Genomic DNA, 17,727 nt, shown 5'->3' on the forward strand with positions numbered 1-17,727 from the left:
AAAGCTCCTTCCTTCCTGCTTCTTAGCCACAGCCACCCCGGCTACTTTCCATAATCGCTGGCTTTGCATAATCGGCCAAAACGGCCGTTTGCCCATCGGACGGTGTCAGGCAGCAATCTGGCGCAGACCTGCCGTTCAGCGTCTGATTACTTTGAACTGCAGCTTCTTCATCTGATGAATACGTGCTACCGACCCGATGCGGACGTAGGTGTTTTGGAGATGCAGGCAGTCAGGAATGTTCTTGGTAGCCGACATTGCGCGGCTTTATGCGTGAGGTCCGGTTGTCCGAGAGGCTAGCTGCCACTTCGATATACATGACGGCGCTACCAGTCCATGTTCGCCGCATTGTCAAACGCATGAGTCAGGTAATTAACGAATTCAGTCATGTCCCGTTCTGACTGCATGGCTCGCGCGTAGGTGCCATCCAACACGTGCGTAAGGATCGACGGTAGTTCGCTGAAAATGTAAATCTTGGCCGGGGCGCGAGGGCCAGACCATAGGTGTTCGATGAATGTCTCGATGTCTGCGATGGCAACATCCTCGTCAAAGGCCGGTTTCCCGGTAAGGGCGTACCGATGTCGTTGGTTCTGGGTAAGTAGCACCGGTACAGCCCCGGCGCCTGAATGAAAGCAGAACGCTTCGCCTCGCTTGCCAAAGGCTCCATGTGCCATGAAATTCCGAATCTGCGCGCGCAAGTCAAGGAGCCTGTCATAGTGGCTCTTAGTGTCCGGGTGGGGCAAATCCAGGGCCGCTTTGAACTTCGCTTTCCAGTCGGCCGCAGCAAGCGTAGCAACTTCATCACCTGTATGCAGCCGACTTTGGAGAATTGCGAGATGGATAAACGAATGCTCTGTCCACCCAAAGAATGCTTCAATTGCCGCTTGAGCCTGCCACTTGGCTTCGCGCCGAAGTAAGTATGCGGGGCTACTGCCAGACGTTACCTCTGTACCATTGGGAAGCGTTGTCTTAATGATGCGCCGCTCATCTTTGCATCGCTCCGCTTCTTCAATCAAGGAGCGAAACTTGTCACGGAAGAAGACGTATCGATCAAACAAGCTGTCGCTGGTATTGATGATGTTGAGGTGGGAGGTTAAAGCGGCTTGTTCAGCCCGCCATTCGAAGTAAGGTTCCGCAATAGACACCGCCTTTTTGATGGCCGTGGAAATCTCACGTGCATCCGACTCTGCTTGGTCAGAGGGCGTCCCGCTCCTCGTCGCCGCAGGATCGTGATTCGGCGCAAAGACTCCTACCCCAAATTTTCGATGTTCAATGGAGTAGAGGCGGTCTTGGTAGCGGACCGGAACAACCCACGCGACCTTTTCCCACTGTCCTAGGTCTTCGTAGCCAAGAAGATCGACCAACAGGAAGTACACCAAGTAATACTCAGGTAGGCTGCTACCTCCGTTAGTGCGTGCCGAAAGAATCAGCGCTTTACCCTCGGCACTAGAACGAGGTGGCCCGGCCGGTTGAACTTCCTTTAGTGCGTTAAGTGCCTTCGTGCGAATGCGTTCAAGCTCGGAGGGAAGCGAAACAACAGTTGCCATGATTTTGGTGACGGGTGTAAGGGAGCGTACTGAAATGATTTTGATGACTAACGTATATGTGAGCGATCTGTGATGATTCGGACGCAATACATTGGGCGGGAATGTCCGCTATCGGGACAAATCGTCAGTTACCGCTTCTGGCCGAGCGCTGCCTGTGGCGCCATCTGGCCGGCTACAGCCCGTCGGGCCGGCAAGTTCCGACCCAAAGCTGAAATTGCCAGTTTGCAGAAGCAGACGTTCGTAAGCGTCTGAATTTAGCGACTATCGAAGGTGGCTCGCAGGTATTGTTAGGTCTCGGATCGCTGTATTTTCAATAAGGCATTAGGATCGTCCTTGAGATGGAGGGGGACGATGATCCTGTCTATCTCAAGAAGGATTCCATCAGCGAACCCTCGGCAAACCTCATCGAATAAGTGCCATGCCAAGTCGGAGAAGTATCGAACTTGGGTGGCTAACCACGCTGCTGCATCCTTTTGCGACTGCTTCCGCGCTGCGCTTAGCTCTGAATGTTCCAGAACATCGACCATTGTGTCGAGGAGGGTCAACTTCGCCAACTCAGGATCCGCCCGTCGATGACGGCGCTCGTGGACATGCGCACCGCGATCCTTAATCAGAGGAGCTAGCTGTTCCTGTACGAACTCTGCAAGAGAATCGCCTACTTCAGTGACAAATTCTGTGAAGTCAGCGTCTTTCTTGTAGCGGCGCTGGATGAATTTGATGAGATCAAGCAGCCTGCACTGAAAGATATATACCTCATTTAAATAGCTTTCCATCCAGAAAGTCACAGTAGCTGTATGTCGTTCCGGTTCTATGGAGTCTACGGATTTGGATGCAAGGTCTCGAATCAGATCAAGAGCCTGACCTGACTGAATGCACTCGTGAAACAGGTTCCAGAAGTCGCGCAGAAAGCCAAATTCACGAGAAGTACCGACTTGGGAAAGTTCTGTGTCCCAAGGAGACTCGATCACCTGCATACTTCGCCTCTTGGCCAGTTCCCGATGAGCCTCATCGTTCTGCCAGCGCATGATTGCTGGTGTTCCAAGGGCAACCATATATCGCTTGACGTAGTTTGGGCGGTCCCTTTCGAGGGAATTGTTAAGGCTCAATTACTTCACCCGGCAGCACTGCTGCTTTTGCTTTCAAGGTATCGAGGTTTTCACGCTTTGCTGAGAACAGCTGCTCAACAACAGCTGCTCCTTGGCCGGTATCGCGAAAATAATGAGCCAGAGGCATCTCGAAAATAGTGGCAAGTTGGGTGAGAACTTGACTAAGCCTCTGCTTCTTCATCATAGAAGAATCCCAAGCATGCATCATGTAGTAGAAAGCGGACCAGAACGACACCGACTGGTGGAAATACACTTTCTTCGTCGGGGCCGTAATTGAGTACATACCACCGTTTGTTGAAAATATTTCTTTTGCAAAATGCATATTTCCAAGATTGCACCCAGAAACAAAAAGCCTTCTGTTGTGAAGTTTCTTGTCGAATATTCCGGCGAAGTCCTTATAGCTTGAATGGCCGAAAGTGTATTGAACGAGATCCTCGCCGCCGTGACAGGAAAGGTGTAAATAACGGTAGCCAGATTCCCTAAAAATCTTGGCAAACTCGATCAACTCTCGCTGAGTACGAAAGTAGTAGTACAAGGGCTTCTTGCCATGCAGTTTCAATACGTCGTGCAGAATTTTTCCGTCGAGGCGTGATTCTTTTTCGTCCTCGTGCTCCAGGGACTCAAGGATGAACGTTTCCGGCTTGGTGAAATTTGCAGGTAGAATTTTTGCCTCTGCCACGATGGAACCCCCTGTGCCTTAACGTAGTGGACTGTGTTATTGCCATATGAACAGGCCAGATGCCGGCTATCCTGTTACGAGGTAGCGGCCTGAATGCCTAACCAACTCGGATTCCTGACGATATTCACAAGGATGGATAAATGTCGTACACGGCACAGTTCAATAGCTCACACATCGTGCCAGCCGCTCTTTCGATTGTCATTTTCATAGTCTTTTGCTAACGGCTGCTTTGAGCTAATTTCCCCTACGTCCGCTCCTGGCCGATAGTACCCCGTCAGCATCTCTTCCGGTAGCGGTCCTTCGCTGTGAGTTCAAGAATCTGACTCCGATCAACAGCAAGGAGCCAGCCTCGTCGAGCGGAGGTTTTTCAACAAGGTCCGCCCGCTTCCAGACACTATTCGCACCTACGCTGTCGAATAACTGCACCTGAGCGTGAATGTACGGGAAGCTGATGGCCGAAGGCCGGGAAAGCTGCCATTGAGCCTTGAAGTCGGCTGGGCGACAGCTGATTGCCTCACCGCGGCCACTCCTTCCGCGGACCCTGAGCGTCAGCTCCGGCCGAACTCCAGCCCCTCACCTTCCCCCTGAAAACAATCTCCTATCCCACACCACACGCTCCGCCTGCGACAGCGTGATCCGTGACGCCCCCGGATGTGCAGGATTGACCAGCGCAGTCCATTCCAGCCTGGCCACCACCGAAGGCACGAGCAGAATGGCACTGCGGGTCTCGGTCAGCCACTGGTCACCAAAGCGCCTTGCGGCTGCGGTGCTTTCGGCGTCCCATCCCGGCGGGAGTGATGCGGCGTCGTGGCGCTCGACCGATACGTCGTCCGGCACGTTTGCGATCACGTAGCCGTGTGTGGTTGGCACCCGGCCGATGCTGGCATGGGCCAGGATTTCGAGCATCGCGCCCGCGTAGCTCTGGGATGCGTAGATGAGCGGTCGTCCGGGGCTGTTCCATCGGCCACCGACCAAGGCGGCGCCCGTGCCATCCCACAGCGGGTGGCGTTCGTCCCCTATCCGGTACAGCTGCATCAGGCGGCGATGCCGTGGAAGAGCCGCCACAGCAGTTCTTCCACGCGGCGTGCGCCAAGTTCGGTGAGGGACACATCCAGCGGGCTGCGCCCCTGGAGCATCGCGTGGGGTGTGGTCAGGAAGGCCCGCGCGTCGTCGTCGGAGTTCCAGACGTAAGCGGCGGTGGCGAAGATACGGGCAAGGCGCTCGGCCCGTTCGGACTCTTCCGCAGTAAGGCTTTCCCGCCGCCGCTTGTAGGTAGCTTCCGGAATGATGCGGTACAGCAACTGGCGGCGATCTTCGGCACTCACGCAGATGCGGTCGATGCTGGCTTTGAGGGCACCTTTGGGGAGCCCCTTCGAAACCATCTCGTCAAGCTCGGCGAAGGAATGGGGAACGGCCGCCAGTGCCATGACTGCGGCGATCTTTTCCGGACTGACAAGCACCATGGCGGCAAGCTCACAAGGATCATTTGATCCCTGATTTTAGATCAAACAACCCAAAAGACCAAAAACCAGGCTACGCAGGGCAATCGCACCTTCACGTCATGAGCCCGAGCAGCTCAGCCCGGAACGTATCGGAAGTGGCTGGCAACCCGCGCATCCTTGAGCTGTGTAATGAACTAGAAGCGCTGGGAACGGACCCTCACGCGCCCAATACCAAGGGTACAGGCCGGCTTGCCCTTCACTGCACCAGGAAGCGAACAGCCAGGCTTATGCCGCTTGCAATCAGGAGGCCGTTGAGGAGCAGAAACAACTGCTCCCTGCTCATCCGCAGATCGATGCGATGCCCCACGAAGACACCGATACACATTGCCGGTACAAACGCGATGGCGGTAACGACGACCTGAGCGTCGAGAAGCCCGAGCCACGCGCACAGGGCGATGCGCCATAGGGTTGATAGTGCGATGAGAACCGCTTGCGTTGCCCTGAAGGCAACACGGCTTTCCAGGCTGCGCTCCAGGTAGGACGCATAGACAAAGCCACCGCTCCCGAACAGGCCACCGAGCACCCCGCCGAAGAGGCCAAAGGCAAACGCGCGCTTTGGGGCTCCACCCGGCTGCGTCCTTTTCCTTAAAAGCCCCCTTGCGCCTTGCAACGCGATGAAGAGCCCGAGCGCCGTGGCCATCAACACTGGCGGAATGCGCGATAGCACCAGCACGCCGGCCAATTGCCCAAGCAGCATGCCAGGGAAGATCTTAAAAAATTCGGCCCACGCGACATCCTTGCGGGTACGCCAGCCGCGCGCGGACGATCCGGCGAAATCCAGCAATGCGAGCATTGGCACCACCTTGCCAACCGGCATCACCAGGGCCAGAGGAGGACTCGCCATCAGGGCAGTGCCGAAGCCGACCAGAGTGAAAACCGCAAAAGCTGCGATGACGGCTCCAATTGCCAGGGCAAAGTGAACGGGGTTGTCCGCAAGATGCAGAAGCGCAAAGTACTCGGCCATCGCAGGTATTCCAGAGAAAGATGGATTTCATTCTCGAAGCCGATGCGATATAAGACAAATAGCAAATTAATCCATCAACCATGCCAAAAAAGCATGCCTAGCCTGAAACAGATCCGCTACTTCCTCACCGTCGCCGACCTGGGTGGATTTACCCCCGCCGCTACCGCCCTGTTCATCGCCCAGCCAGCCCTGAGCCGTCAGATTGCCCAGCTGGAACAGGAGCTGGGGTTCTCCCTTTTCGACAGAGAGGCCAGGGGGGTAAGGCTCACCGCCGCGGGCGCCGTGTATCGTGACCGGGTGCTGGCGGTAGACAAGCTACTCGGCGCTGCCGCAGAAGAAGGCGGGCAACTGGCCCGGGGTGAAGCCGGCGTCCTGCGCCTGCTTCACTCCAGCTCCATTCCGGCGAGCAGCCTGATGCAGCCGATCTCGCGCTTTCTCGACGAGAGCCCGAAGGCCCGTATCGAGCTTGACCGTGTTGGCTCGGAAGTTCAGGTGAGTGAGGTGGCGAACGGCAAAGCCGACATCGGCATCCTCCGCCTTCCCGTGCTGCGGCGAGACCCCGGTGTGGTATTCGTCGAGTTGGCAACCGAGCCGCTATGGGTTGCCCTGCCAAAGGCCCATCATCTCGCCAGCCGCGAGAGTCTGTGTATCGCAGACCTGAAATCCGAGCCTTTCGTATCGGCCGTTCACCGGGAAAGAGGCGGCCTGGCACGCTTGGTCACCGACCTGTGCCTGCGTAACAACTTTGTTCCGGGTATCGCCAGGGTCACCTCACGCAAGACATCCATGCTCAATCTGGTGGCGGCCGGGTTCGGCATCGCGGTGGTGCCGCAAAGCATGGCAAGTGTCGTTGCAGAGGGCCTGACCTATCTACGATTGAGGGATGAGGAGGCAAGGGCGTCGAGCGCTTTGATCCTGCCACTTCGCCCAACATCGCTGGCCTCGCGTTTTGCAGACATCATGGTGAGGCGCGTTGCCTGAGGCCGAGCACACGGCCTCGAAAGCGCCGGCAACAATGGGGGCTGCCGCCCTCCCCTACACCGTCTCCCTTCTCCGAAACACCAGCGGCCGCCCGTTGTGCGTCCGCTTCACCTGCCACGCGGCCAGCGCCGAGTCCATGTAGTCGGCGTGCCCGGGGAACCAGTCCACCAGCGCCTGGGCGTAGTCCCGGGCGACGTCGAAGCGGCCCAGGGCGACCACCTCGCGGACGTCGTAGGCCGAGCTGATGACTTTCTCGTGTTCGCCGATGTGGCATTCACCGCCGCCGGGGAAGTCGGGGGCGGCGAGCCATTCGTTCTCCTGCTTGAAGTGGGCTTCGGCGTGCTGGATGAAGGCTTCGAGGGCCTCGGGGATCTGGGCGTCGCTGGCGGTGAGCAGGGCGTGGACGCAGTCGACGAACTCGCGATGGGTGTCGTCCATGGCGGCGTAGCCGAGCAGGTAGCGGTCGCTCCAGGTGAAGCTCTCGGCGATGGTGCTGGTCATTGCATGTCTCCTGTTTCAGTGCGAGGTGTCAGGCGCACCTTGCGTTGTTTTGGCTGTGCGCCTCGGCCGGGGCCTGGGGCGTACTGCCAACAGGATGATAGTTGCGGCGGAAGTACGTCAAGCCGGCCGCGCCATCGCCGGCACTCACGGCCTGCACTTCGCAGATCAGCAGGTCGTGGGAGCCGAGGGACTGCTGTTGCACGATGCGGCAGTCGAAGCTCACCAGGGCGCCGTCCAAGGCCGGGCTGCCGGTTGCCAGCAGCTGGGCGGAAACCCGGGCGCGGCGCTCGGGCATGCTGATGTTGCGGTCGGAGAACAGCTGGGCGATGTGCTGCTGGTCGGCGGCCAGCACGTTCACGCACAGCACGCCGTTGCCGCTGAAAAGGGCGTGGGCGTAGGAGTTGCGGTTGATGCAGGTGAGCAGCGTGGGCGGCTGGTCGGTGACGCTGCACACGGCGGTGGCGGTGATGCCGGCGAAGCCCTGGGGGCCGTCGGTGGTGATGACATTGACGGCACCCGCCAGGCGGGCCATGCCGTCACGAAAGAGGTCGATGCTGACCATGAAAGCTCCTTTTCCATCCAGTTCGGGGCCCGGGCTGCGGCAGGTGCGCAACCCGGGCCCTTCATGCCGGTACAGCCGGCGCGGCAGTGATCACCACTTGAAGGCCAGGGCGGCGCCCAGCCAGTGCTGGGACATGTCTACGCTCACCCCGGTGCTGGGCCCCGTCCCACGGACTTCGGAGCCGAAGGCCCGGGCATACATGAAGGACATTTCCGTATCCCGGCTCAGGGCGTAGGTGGCGCCCAGGGTGAAGTGATCCTGGGGGGTGACGGGCGCCAGGTAGTTCAGGGTGACGTTCTCGCGGCTGACGATCTGCTGGCCGTGGCTGACGCCGGTGCGCAGGGTGAGCGCCGGGCTGGCCTGCCAGGAGGCGCCGATCCGCGACACGGTCTGGCTGCGCCAGCCGAAGCCCGGCTCGGCCGCGGTGAGGGCGTTGGCCAGGGAGTCGATGTCGCCCCAGTTCACCCGCATCAGATCGGCAGCCACCACGATGCTGGCGGTGGGCCGCCAGGCCACGCCGACGCCGTAGCGCTCGGGGATGTCGAACTCGCCGCGATTGGCCAGCAGGTTGCGGTAGGCGCCCAGCTTGCCCATGCGGACGCGGGCGGAGTACATGGCGCCCAGGGTGAATTGCTCGCTCACCTGGCCCATCCAGCCGAGCTTGAAGCCGACGCCGGTGGAGGAGTCGGCGCCGGGGCTCTCTACGCCCGCGGCGTCCGGCACGCCGTCCACCTTGAAGCGCTGGTAGGCCAGGTCCACCGACACCCCGACGGCGTGGCCCGGCGCCAGCTTGAGGGCGTAGGTGGGCGAGGCGATGATCTGGGTGAGCTTGGCACTGTCCTTGCCGGTTCCGCCCAGCAGCGGGGTGTCGTAAACGGTGCTCACGCCGTTTCCATACAGGGACAGGCCGATGGACTGGCGCTCATCGATGACGCGGTTGTAGCCCAGGTCGGGCACGGGGATGGCCTTGACGCCATCGCCCTTGAACTCGGTTCCGCCAAAGCTGGACTTGGGGTCGACGATGACCACCGACAGGCCCAGGTCGAAGCGATCCCCCACCATGGCCATGCCGGCGGGGTTGTTGGCGGCGGCGATGGCGTCCTGGGGCAGTGCGATGGACGCGCCGCCCATGCCCATGGCCTTGATGCCGTAGCCGTGGGGCATGGGGCCGTTGGTGGCGTGGGCGGGCGCTAAGGCGGCCAGGGTGGCGAGGGCGGCACCGGCGCGCACGCAGGCGTGACAGCGGGAAGCAGGGGTTGGGGTAGCAGGCATGATGGCTCCGAAGTTTGAGTTGTGTGGCTTGCGGGTGGCGGCCGGATCCTCGGATCCAGGGCCGGCGACCGTCGGAGTTCAGGCGGCCATCGCCGTGTCTTCCAGCAGGCGGCGGGTGGCCTCCGGATCGTAGAACCAGGTGGACAGGCTCTTCGGATCGTTGAAGGCATCGGCAAAGGTCGCGGCCAGGCTGGCGTTCCCGGCACAGGTGCCGAGGAACTGCATGACGTGGGGCGGGGGCGGAAGGAGCATGGCGTTGGTGAAGCGCGCCGACCACTGGGCGTAGTCCCAGTAGCGGGCGGCCAGGGCGTCCATCCAGGCGTCGTCGAAGGCGGCGCTACCCTGGGCCACGATGGCGTCCAGATACATGCTGGCGCCCTTGGCGGCATTGTTCGAGCCCTGCCCGGTCATCGGGTCGTTCAGCACCAGGATGTCGCCCATGCCCAGCACCTTCCGGCCCGAGGGCAGCACGCCGATGGCGTGGCGCACCGTGGGGGCGACGCGGCCATACAGGATGCCGTTATCGTCGGTCAGGCGGATGTTCTCGAAGCGCGGCGCCTCCCCGGGGAAGAACTCGGCGATCAGGGCCTTGGTCATGGCCAGATGGTCGGCGGGCGTCTTCACCGTATCCCAGCGGTCCATCGGGCCGCCGATCACGCACTCGATATTGATGATGTCGCAGGGGCCGCTGTGGGTCAGGCCCGGGAAATGCACCAGCTCGCCCACCCCCGGATTGAGGTTGATGTTGAGGGCGGTGAAGTCATCCCGCGGCACCATGCCGTGCACGTAGGTCAGGGCGATGGCGCGCTGGGGGCGGTCGAAGGTGCAGCGCAGGGCGTCACGCTCGAACAGCTTGCCCAGTTCGCCCTTGCCGGTGGCCACCAGCACCAGGTCGGCGCTCTCGGTCAGGCGCTCCAGTTCGTCCATATCCACTTCGCCGATCACCAGATTTCCGCCCCGGCGCTGGAATTCGTCCATCCACTTCGGCATCTTGACGCGCTGGTCCACCGATTGCCCATTGGCCGACATGCGCGCCCGGAAATCCAGCAGGGTGCCGATCTGCGCGTTGCCGGCCTTGACGTGAATGCCCTGGATCGGCGGACAGTCCTCGTCCCAGAAAGCCAGCCCCAATTCACGCTCATGGCTCAGGGCCATGTCGTACATCGACTGGCTGGAAAGGACTTTCCCTTTGGCGATTTCCTCGCCAGTCCGATTGGATATGGCCGTAACCGAATAACCCTTATCCAGAAGACCAATACCCAGCTGCAAACCCGCCTGGCCGGCACCGACAATTGTGATTTTGCGCATGATTGATTGCTCCGCGTCCGAAAATTGATTGGGGGCCCGCTGTTGCGGGCGTTTTCAATTTCGGCCAAGCGGAATTGGCCGGCTATGCGATTCATGCCGCACCTGTGCATTGAGTGCACCCCGGCGCGGGCAAACCCGGCGGCGGCCGGCGGATTTCCGCCCCTGAAAATCCCCTGCGTCCAGTGGACAGTCCCTGCGCTTGACGGATAGTCGCCTTTCCCCCCGGTCCTTAGATTGACGCCATGTTCTGGTGGCCCGAATCCACGGGTTTCCACCCCTTAACTGGATAGACGTTCTATGGATCGCATTTCTTCCGAAGTCGAACCGGTGCTCGGCAGCGCCGGGGCCCCGCCCTCGCGTCTGCGCGGCACGGCGGTGAAAGTCACGGTGTCGAGCGTGCCCTGGCTGATCATTGGCGGGCTGCTGTGGGCCGGCCTGTTCATCAAGCCCGAACCGGTCGGGGGCACGGTGCAGCCGCCCATCCTCGAGCGGCGGGATCATTTCTACGGAATCGCCCGGGCCCCGGCGGAGGGCATCTGGGTGGCGGGCTCCCACGGCAAGATCGTGGCCATCGACGCCCAGGGCAAGGCCCAGGCTCTGCAGACCCCCACCGACCAGACCCTGCAGGACATCGCCGTGTGGGACGGCGGCCGCGGCGTGGCGGTGGGCAACGAAGGGGTGGTGCTGACCACCGCCGACGCCGGCCGGCGGTGGACGAACATGGAGGGCGTGCCCCGCTCCGAGGTGGCCAACAAGCTCACCCGGGTGCGCATTGCAGCGGAAGGCAAGGCCGTTGCCACCGGCGAAATGGGCGCCCTCCTCGTCAGCAAGGATTACGGCGCCACCTGGACCCGCCTGCGCGACGAAGAGGACGTGGCCTGGAACGACGCCGCGCTGCTGCCGGGCGGTGGCCTGGTGGTGGTGGGCGAGTTCGGCCGGATCCTGGTCAGCCCGGATGGGGGCAACAACTGGCAGACGCCGGCAGTACCCGTCGAAAGCTCACTCATGGCGGTGGCCTTCCGCAATGCCAGCGACGGCGTGGCCGTGGGCCTGGAAGGGGTGGTGCTGACTACCCGCGACGGCGGCCGCAGCTGGCAGCGGGAAAAGCTCGACAGCCAGGCGCACCTGTTTGACGTGGCCTGGGACGAGGCCAACCAGCGCTGGCTCGGCACCGGCGCCCTCGGCACCTGGGTGAAGGCCGGCGCCGCCGCCACCGACTGGCAAAGCGGCCGCCTGGATGAACGGGACCTGGCCTGGCACACCCGCGTGCTGCCCGTCGGCGCAGAGGCCTGGCTGACCGGCGCCAACGTCGGCCGCTGGGACGGCCAGCGCTGGCAGGCCCTGGGCCGCTGAAGCCCGACCGCCCCCCTCCCCTTCCCCCAACGCCTCACCTGCCCGGGATACACGATCATGATTGAAAGAATCGCCGCATTCTGCATGCGTCGGCGCGCGCTGGTGGCCGGCCTGATTGCCTGCCTGACCCTCGTGCTGAGCTGGTTTGCCCTGCACATCGAAGTACGCACCGTGTTCGAGGACATGCTCCCGTCCCGCCACGAATACGTACAGACCCACCAGAAATTCAAGGACACCTTTGGCGGCTCGAACATGGTCACGATCATGCTCGAGGTGGACAAGGGCGACATCTTCGACATGGAGGTGCTGGAGAAAGTCCGCACCCTGACCCTGGGCCTGCGCGAGGTCTCGGCGGTCAATCCCTTCCAGATCACCTCCCTGGCGTCCAAGAAACTCAAGGAAGTCCGCGCCTCCACCGACGGCATCGAGACGCGGCCGCTGATGTGGCCCGAGCTGCCGGCCAACGCCGAGGAGCTGGCCGCCCTCAAGCAGGCCGTGCTGCGCAACCCGCTGGTGTACGGCCCCTTCGTCTCCAAGGATCTCCAGGCCACGCTGATCACCGTGGACTTCATCGACCGGGAGGTGGATTACACCAAGGTCTTCGACGAGATCGGCGCCCTGGTGAAGAAGGTGGAGAGCGACCGGGTGGGCGTGCGGGTGGTGGGCGCCCCCATCCTGTACGGCTGGGTCGAGCACTACCTGCCCGAGACGCTGAAGCTGGTGGCGATTGCCCTGGCCCTGACCCTGGCCATGCTGTTTCTGCTGCTGCGCACCTGGCGCGGGGTGATCCTGCCCCTGCTGGCCGGCGCGGTCAGCGCCACCTGGGCCCTGGGCATCTGCCACCTGCTGGGCATCCACTTCGAGCCCCTGGTGATCGTGGTGGCCATGCTCATCACCTCCCGGGCGGTGTCCCACTCGGTGCAGATCGTCAATCGCTTCGACGACGAGCTGGCGCACATCGCCGAGGGCAGCGAAACCTCCCGCCAGGCGGCGCACGTCGCCCTGGTGGATCTCTTCCGCCCTGGCATGGTGGGGGTGGTTGCCGACGCGGCGTGCATGGCGGTGGTGGCCCTCAGCCCCATCCCCATGCTGCAGAAGCTCACCCTGCTGTCGGTGGTGTGGGTGATGACCCTGACCATCAGCGCGGTGATCCTGACCCCCGTGCTGCTGTCGTGGATCCGCAAGCCCCAGGGCACCGCCCACGGCGTCGACCTGGCCCCGCTGCTGCGCAAGGTGCTGGACTTCGGTCTGTGGATGGCCCTGTCGCGCTTCCGCTACGTGGTCATCGGCTGCAGCGTGGTGGTGCTGCTCAGCTCCGGCTTCTACGCCCTCAAGCTCAAGGTCGGCGATGCCAACCCGGGCTCGCCCATCCTGTGGCCCGAGGCCACCTACAACCAGGATTCCACCGCCATCAACAAGCGCTTTGACGGGGTGGACCGGCTGTTCGTGGTGATCGGCGAGGACGGCAAGGAGGGGCTGGTCAAGGGCAACGAGGCCCTGCAGGCCATGAACCGCTTCCAGCGCTTCATGGAAGTGCAACCCGAGATCGGCGGCTCCATCTCGATTGCCGATGTGGTGCCGGTGCTCAACAGCACCCTGCGCGAGGGCAACCCCCGCTACGAGGAGCTGGGCGCCACGGCCGCCATCAACGGCAGCCTGATGGCGATCCTCGAATCCGTGTCCGAACCCGGCGACATGGACCGTTTTGTGGACGGCCAGGCGGCCAACGGCTCCGTCACCCTGATGTTCCGCGACCGCCAGGGCGAGACCATCCGCACGGCCATGGCGCGCATCAAGGAGTTCATCGCCGCCAACCCGCTGCAGAGCGGCGAATGGCAGCTGGCCGGCGGGCTGATCGGCATCACCGCCGCCATGAACGAGGTGATCCTGGCCAGCCAGATCGAAGGCGTGGCCCTGGCCCTGCTGGTGCTGATGATCATCTGCACCGTGGTCTATCGCTCCACCGTGGCCGGCATGCTCTTCATGGTGCCGGTGATCATCTCCAACACCCTCACCTTCGCCTTCATGGCCTGGCAGGACATCGGGATGAGCATCAACACCGTGCCGGTGGCGGCCCTGGGCATCGGCCTGGGGGTGGATTACGCCTTCTACATCGCCGACCGCATCAAGGAAGAGATTGCCATCGGCACAAGCCCCGAGGCCGCCATCCGCATCGCCCTGCACTCCGCCGGCATGGGCGTGCTGGTCACCGCCAGCGTGCTGATCCTCAGCACCCTGCTGTGGTGGGCCTCGTCCCTGCGCTTCCAGGCCGAGATGGGCCTGCTGATGGCCATCTGGCTGGGCATCTCGGCCATGTCGGCGCTGTTCGTGATGCCTTCGGTGATCTACGTCTTCCGCCCCGATTTCATCTTCGGACGCAAGGACCGGCCCGTGCTGGCCGGCATCCAGCCGCAAGCGCACTAGGTTTCTTCAATCCGCCGGGTCTCCGGCAACACCCCAGCAATCCAGGAGAAGAACATGAGGAATGGAAACATGAGCCGCCGGCACGGCGCCAACCTGCCGAGGCGCGCGGCGCTTGCGGTGATGCTCGCCACCATGGGCCAGGCCGCCAGCGCCGGCGAACCGGGCGAGGTCAAGATCGACGGCTTCCTGCGGCAGGAGCTGTCGTGGAACACGGCCAACTGGAAGGACACGCCCAACTACAATGACCAGGGCAAGCTCTCGATGGCCCGCTCCACGGCCCGCATCAACATCGACTGGACGCCGGTGCGGGATGTGTCGGTGGTCACCAAGCTGCGCGCAGTGGGCGAGATCAAGACCTCCTTCCTCAACCACCTGGAGAAGATGGGCGCCTACAACTACGGCGCCAGCAACGGCCGTGGCGACATCATGGCCCTGTACAACAAGAACGACATCAGCGACGTGGTGCGCGAGATGTACGTGGATTTCCCGCTGGGTGAGCGCTCCCGCGTGCGCCTGGGCAAGCAGCAGATCGTGTGGGGCGAGACCGACTTCTTCGCCGCCAACGACCTGGTGCATGGCTTCGACTACACCTGGCGCTCCTTCCTCGACCCGGCCAACGAGGAGCTGCGCAAGGCCAGCATCATCGCCAAGCTGAACGTGGACGTGCCCGAACTCGATGGCGGCGTGGAGCTGTTCGTGCGCCCCGGCTGGGACCGCAAGTCGGATATCGGCAACGAGCTCGACGTGTATGGCGGGCGCTGGTCCAGCCAGTCGGTGGTGGGCGTGGACTTCCGCAACATCGACCCCTACGACTTCCGCAACCCCAAGGGCAACGCCCGCGAGGTGACCGGCGGCATCCGCTGGACCGGCCTGGCCAAGGACATCAACTACTCGGTGTCCTACCTCAAGACCTACTGGAACAACCCCCTGCTCAACGCCGCCAGCACGCTCAAGCTGTTCGGCCTGCCGGGCGCGCCCTCCGGCGCCACCACCGTGGGCCGGCCCAACAGCCTGGGTGTGGCCGGCGACCTGATCTACCCCACCGTGGATGTGTTCGGCGCCACCGCCAGCGGCTACGCGGCCTGGGCCGATGCGGTGTTCAGCACCGAAGTGGCCTTCATCAAGGACGCGCCCTACCAGTTCCAGAACGGCGCGCTGGCCGGCCCCCTGTCCCAGGCCGTGGCACCCGGCTTTGACGGCATCAAGCGCAAGGACCTGGTGGCCTGGATGGTGCGCATGGACAAGAACATCGCCGCCACCCAGCAGTGGCTGGGCACCGAGAAACCCATGTTCTTCTCGGTGCAGCTGTTCGACAAATGGCTGATGGACTACGACAAGGGCGAGCGCCTGCTCAACGCCGTGGGCGCCGGCCAGCTCACCAAGGAGCACTCCCTGCTGCTCACCGCCATCTTCGACCTCTCCTATGACAGCGGCCGCATCAAGCCCAACCTGGTGGTGGGCACCGACCTGACCTATGCCGGCGGCTTCATCGTGCCCTCGGTGACCATGGAGCTGAACAAGAACTGGCGCTGGAAGGTGGAGTACGACAAGTTCTGGAACGACGAACACCGCGACCTCAACAAGTGCCCGGCCGGCAACGTGGCCGTCTGCGACAGCGCCAGCCTCTTCGGCTACTTCCACAAGCGCGACCAGCTTTACACCAGCCTGACCTACCTCTTCTGACCCCCTCGGAGCTCCACGACCATGTCTGCACACAAACCCACCCTCGCCAGTGCCTGCGCGGCGCTGCTCAGCCTCTCCGTCGGCAGCGTCTGCGCCGCCGAGCTTGCGCCGGGCACCGTCATCTCGGCCGAGAACATCGACAAGATCAAGAACGACACCTTTGAAGGCCTCACCATCGCCAGCCTGCTCACCGAGAAGATGGAATGGCGCATCCGCAACAACGGCTGGAAGCTGCCCCTGGCCAAGTCCCAGAAGGTCAAGCTCGACCCCAAGTGGCTGAAGGCCTCGGAAGCCAACGCCGGCAAGACCAAGATCAACGCGGAGAGCTGTCAGGTGGATGGCTGGAGCGCCGGCCAGCCCTTCCCCAACATCGACACCAAAGACCCCCAGGCCGCCGAGAAAATCGTGTGGAACTGGCACCTGGGCCAGCTGGTGGGTGACGTGGCCATCGTGCCCTTCTACACCCAGGTGCTGATCGACGGGCAGAAGGGCGTGCACGCCGAGCCGGTTGCCGAGTTCACCCGCTACGCCATGAAGGGCCGCCTGTCGGGCGAGGCCACCCAGGGCGACGGCACCCAGCGCGGGCGCCAGCTGCTCTACTTCAAGGCCCCGTCGGACATGAAAGGCATTGGCACCTTCACCATCCAGTACGACTCGGTGAAGGTGAATGACGTGTGGGCCTACGTGCCCGCCGTGCGCCGCGTGCGTCGCCTGTCCGGCGGAGCCTGGATGGACCCGGTGGGCTCCTCCGACCAGCTCCAGGACGACCTGGAGATCTTCAACGCCCGCCCCTGCTGGTACAAGGGCTACAAGCTGCTGGGCAAGCGCCACGTGCTGGCGGTGATGCACAGCAAGTACCCTCTGTGGAACGCCAAGGGTGACAGCTTCGAGAAGAAGTACCCGGTACTCGAAAACAAGGCGCCCTACTGGAACATGAACAACAACAACTTCGAGCCGCGGGAAGTGTACGTGGTGGAAGCCACCACCCCGTCCGAGCACCCCTACAGCAAGAAGATCCTCTACATCGACACCCAGTTCCCGCGGATCCACTACGGTGAGGCCTACAACCGCAAGGGCGAGTTCTGGAAGTTCATGGAGTGGCATTCCTTCCCGGGCAAGGCCGAGGACGGCTTCCTGGACATCCGCACCGCCGCCGGCGCGATCATCGACTTCCAGCGCAATCACGCCACGGTGTCCCTGATCGACACCGCCACCTGGAAGACCAACCCGCCGGGGGTGAAGGAATCCGACGTGTCCCTGCAGACCCTGCAGTCGGCCGGCCGCTGATCCCGCCCACCCGTCAGCCCTGACCGGGGCGCCGTCCGTCAGCGGAAGGCGCCCTTTTTTACGTCTGCAGTAGCCGTCTGCCGCCCCCGGAGCCACCCATGGAAAGCACGCCCAACCACGTCACCCAACGCAACATCAGCCGCCACGCCGCCCTGCGCCTGGCCAGCGCCGCCCTCGACGAGGCCGAGCGCCTGGGCATCCACGTCAACGCCGCGGTGGTGGACCGCCACGGCACCCTGATGGCCTTCCTGCGCATGCCCGAGGCCTCCCTCTTCTCCAGCCAGACCGCCATGGACAAGGCCTACTCCGCCGCCAGCGCCCGCATGCCCACCGCCCGCTGGGAGGCGGCGCTGTCGGACTACCCGCCCCTCATCCAGCACAACATCCTCCAGCGCCCCCGCCTGGTGGTGTTCGGCGGCGGAATACCGGTGGACGTGGACGGCGAAGTGATCGGCGCCATCGGCGTGTCGGGGGGAAGCGTGGAGGAAGACGTGCAGTGCGCGGAGGCAGGACTGGCGGCACTGCGGGGGTGAGGATGGACCGGGCCGGCGGCACACGGCA

16 protein-coding genes are annotated in these 17,727 nt (G+C 62.8%); 6 read left to right on the top strand and 10 right to left on the bottom strand.

Features of this window, described 5'->3' with window-relative positions; genetic code table 11:
• Nucleotides 1-323: 323 nt before the first annotated feature.
• From L6Q67_RS22340 to L6Q67_RS22365, 6 genes are all read right to left on the bottom strand, one after another.
• Nucleotides 324-1,544: a hypothetical protein gene (locus L6Q67_RS22340; RefSeq protein WP_296575245.1), complete on the bottom strand. Its 1,221-nt coding sequence runs from the start codon at nt 1,542-1,544 to the stop codon at nt 324-326.
• A 287-nt stretch (nt 1,545-1,831) separates the two neighbouring features.
• A complete protein-coding gene (locus L6Q67_RS22345) occupies nt 1,832-2,569 on the bottom strand; it encodes a hypothetical protein (protein WP_296575248.1) in 738 nt (245 codons plus the stop codon).
• Between the two features lie 70 nt (nt 2,570-2,639).
• Nucleotides 2,640-3,329: a hypothetical protein gene (locus L6Q67_RS22350; protein WP_296575250.1), complete on the bottom strand. Its 690-nt coding sequence runs from the start codon at nt 3,327-3,329 to the stop codon at nt 2,640-2,642.
• A 573-nt stretch (nt 3,330-3,902) separates the two neighbouring features.
• Nucleotides 3,903-4,364: an RES domain-containing protein gene (locus L6Q67_RS22355; protein WP_296575253.1), complete on the bottom strand. Its 462-nt coding sequence runs from the start codon at nt 4,362-4,364 to the stop codon at nt 3,903-3,905.
• Nucleotides 4,364-4,792, bottom strand: coding sequence for an antitoxin Xre/MbcA/ParS toxin-binding domain-containing protein (locus L6Q67_RS22360; RefSeq protein WP_296575256.1), 429 nt, complete (start codon nt 4,790-4,792; stop codon nt 4,364-4,366). The genes L6Q67_RS22355 and L6Q67_RS22360 overlap by 1 nt, the downstream gene beginning before the upstream one ends.
• A gap of 235 nt (nt 4,793-5,027) precedes the next feature.
• A complete protein-coding gene (locus L6Q67_RS22365) occupies nt 5,028-5,795 on the bottom strand; it encodes a sulfite exporter TauE/SafE family protein (RefSeq protein ID WP_296575261.1) in 768 nt (255 codons plus the stop codon).
• Nucleotides 5,796-5,888: 93 nt separating this feature from the next.
• Here L6Q67_RS22365 and L6Q67_RS22370 point away from each other — a divergent pair, with 93 nt between their 5' ends.
• A complete protein-coding gene (locus L6Q67_RS22370) occupies nt 5,889-6,776 on the top strand; it encodes a LysR family transcriptional regulator (protein WP_296575273.1) in 888 nt (295 codons plus the stop codon).
• Nucleotides 6,777-6,830: 54 nt separating this feature from the next.
• Here L6Q67_RS22370 and L6Q67_RS22375 read toward each other — a convergent pair whose 3' ends face one another.
• The 4 genes from L6Q67_RS22375 to L6Q67_RS22390 form a co-directional block, all read right to left on the bottom strand.
• Entirely contained in the window at nt 6,831-7,277 is a 447-nt protein-coding gene (locus tag L6Q67_RS22375) for a hemerythrin domain-containing protein (protein WP_296575277.1), read from the bottom strand.
• 28 nt (nt 7,278-7,305) lie between these two features.
• Nucleotides 7,306-7,839: a flavin reductase gene (locus tag L6Q67_RS22380; protein WP_296575281.1), complete on the bottom strand. Its 534-nt coding sequence runs from the start codon at nt 7,837-7,839 to the stop codon at nt 7,306-7,308.
• Between the two features lie 90 nt (nt 7,840-7,929).
• Nucleotides 7,930-9,111, bottom strand: coding sequence for an OmpP1/FadL family transporter (locus L6Q67_RS22385; RefSeq protein ID WP_296575284.1), 1,182 nt, complete (start codon nt 9,109-9,111; stop codon nt 7,930-7,932).
• Between the two features lie 78 nt (nt 9,112-9,189).
• Entirely contained in the window at nt 9,190-10,419 is a 1,230-nt protein-coding gene (locus L6Q67_RS22390; protein ID WP_296575286.1) for a styrene monooxygenase/indole monooxygenase family protein, read from the bottom strand.
• Between the two features lie 297 nt (nt 10,420-10,716).
• Here L6Q67_RS22390 and L6Q67_RS22395 point away from each other — a divergent pair, with 297 nt between their 5' ends.
• The 5 genes from L6Q67_RS22395 (at nt 10,717) to L6Q67_RS22415 (ending at nt 17,699) form a co-directional block, all read left to right on the top strand.
• Nucleotides 10,717-11,772 carry a YCF48-related protein gene (locus L6Q67_RS22395; RefSeq protein WP_296575289.1) on the top strand — a complete coding sequence of 352 codons (1,056 nt, stop codon included), beginning with the start codon at nt 10,717-10,719 and terminating at the stop codon, nt 11,770-11,772.
• A gap of 57 nt (nt 11,773-11,829) precedes the next feature.
• Nucleotides 11,830-14,196: an MMPL family transporter gene (locus L6Q67_RS22400; protein WP_296575292.1), complete on the top strand. Its 2,367-nt coding sequence runs from the start codon at nt 11,830-11,832 to the stop codon at nt 14,194-14,196.
• Between the two features lie 69 nt (nt 14,197-14,265).
• Nucleotides 14,266-15,879: a DUF1302 family protein gene (locus L6Q67_RS22405; protein ID WP_296575295.1), complete on the top strand. Its 1,614-nt coding sequence runs from the start codon at nt 14,266-14,268 to the stop codon at nt 15,877-15,879.
• Between the two features lie 21 nt (nt 15,880-15,900).
• Nucleotides 15,901-17,166 (top strand): DUF1329 domain-containing protein, encoded by a 1,266-nt coding sequence (locus L6Q67_RS22410; RefSeq protein WP_296575298.1) that lies wholly within the window; start codon nt 15,901-15,903, stop codon nt 17,164-17,166.
• 98 nt (nt 17,167-17,264) lie between these two features.
• On the top strand, nt 17,265-17,699 hold the full coding sequence (locus tag L6Q67_RS22415; RefSeq protein WP_296575302.1) for a heme-binding protein: 435 nt from the start codon (nt 17,265-17,267) through the stop codon (nt 17,697-17,699).
• Nucleotides 17,700-17,727: the final 28 nt, after the last annotated feature.

The sequence above is a fragment of the Zoogloea sp. genome, assembly GCF_023150065.1.
Classification (GTDB): Bacteria; Pseudomonadota; Gammaproteobacteria; order Burkholderiales; family Rhodocyclaceae; genus Zoogloea.

What these genes read in the sequence shown, in the direction of transcription:
- L6Q67_RS22400 (WP_296575292.1), top strand. Translation starts at nt 11,830, where the DNA reads ATGATTGAAAGAATCGCCGCATTCTGCATGCGTCGGCGCGCGCTGGTG.
- L6Q67_RS22360 (WP_296575256.1), bottom strand. Translation starts at nt 4,792, where the DNA reads ATGGTGCTTGTCAGTCCGGAAAAGATCGCCGCAGTCATGGCACTGGCG.
- L6Q67_RS22380 (WP_296575281.1), bottom strand. Translation starts at nt 7,839, where the DNA reads ATGGTCAGCATCGACCTCTTTCGTGACGGCATGGCCCGCCTGGCGGGT.
- L6Q67_RS22415 (WP_296575302.1), top strand. Translation starts at nt 17,265, where the DNA reads ATGGAAAGCACGCCCAACCACGTCACCCAACGCAACATCAGCCGCCAC.
- L6Q67_RS22340 (WP_296575245.1), bottom strand. Translation starts at nt 1,544, where the DNA reads ATGGCAACTGTTGTTTCGCTTCCCTCCGAGCTTGAACGCATTCGCACG.
- L6Q67_RS22365 (WP_296575261.1), bottom strand. Translation starts at nt 5,795, where the DNA reads ATGGCCGAGTACTTTGCGCTTCTGCATCTTGCGGACAACCCCGTTCAC.
- L6Q67_RS22385 (WP_296575284.1), bottom strand. Translation starts at nt 9,111, where the DNA reads ATGCCTGCTACCCCAACCCCTGCTTCCCGCTGTCACGCCTGCGTGCGC.
- L6Q67_RS22375 (WP_296575277.1), bottom strand. Translation starts at nt 7,277, where the DNA reads ATGACCAGCACCATCGCCGAGAGCTTCACCTGGAGCGACCGCTACCTG.
- L6Q67_RS22345 (WP_296575248.1), bottom strand. Translation starts at nt 2,569, where the DNA reads ATGCGCTGGCAGAACGATGAGGCTCATCGGGAACTGGCCAAGAGGCGA.
- L6Q67_RS22395 (WP_296575289.1), top strand. Translation starts at nt 10,717, where the DNA reads ATGGATCGCATTTCTTCCGAAGTCGAACCGGTGCTCGGCAGCGCCGGG.
- L6Q67_RS22405 (WP_296575295.1), top strand. Translation starts at nt 14,266, where the DNA reads ATGAGCCGCCGGCACGGCGCCAACCTGCCGAGGCGCGCGGCGCTTGCG.
- L6Q67_RS22370 (WP_296575273.1), top strand. Translation starts at nt 5,889, where the DNA reads ATGCCTAGCCTGAAACAGATCCGCTACTTCCTCACCGTCGCCGACCTG.
- L6Q67_RS22355 (WP_296575253.1), bottom strand. Translation starts at nt 4,364, where the DNA reads ATGCAGCTGTACCGGATAGGGGACGAACGCCACCCGCTGTGGGATGGC.
- L6Q67_RS22410 (WP_296575298.1), top strand. Translation starts at nt 15,901, where the DNA reads ATGTCTGCACACAAACCCACCCTCGCCAGTGCCTGCGCGGCGCTGCTC.
- L6Q67_RS22390 (WP_296575286.1), bottom strand. Translation starts at nt 10,419, where the DNA reads ATGCGCAAAATCACAATTGTCGGTGCCGGCCAGGCGGGTTTGCAGCTG.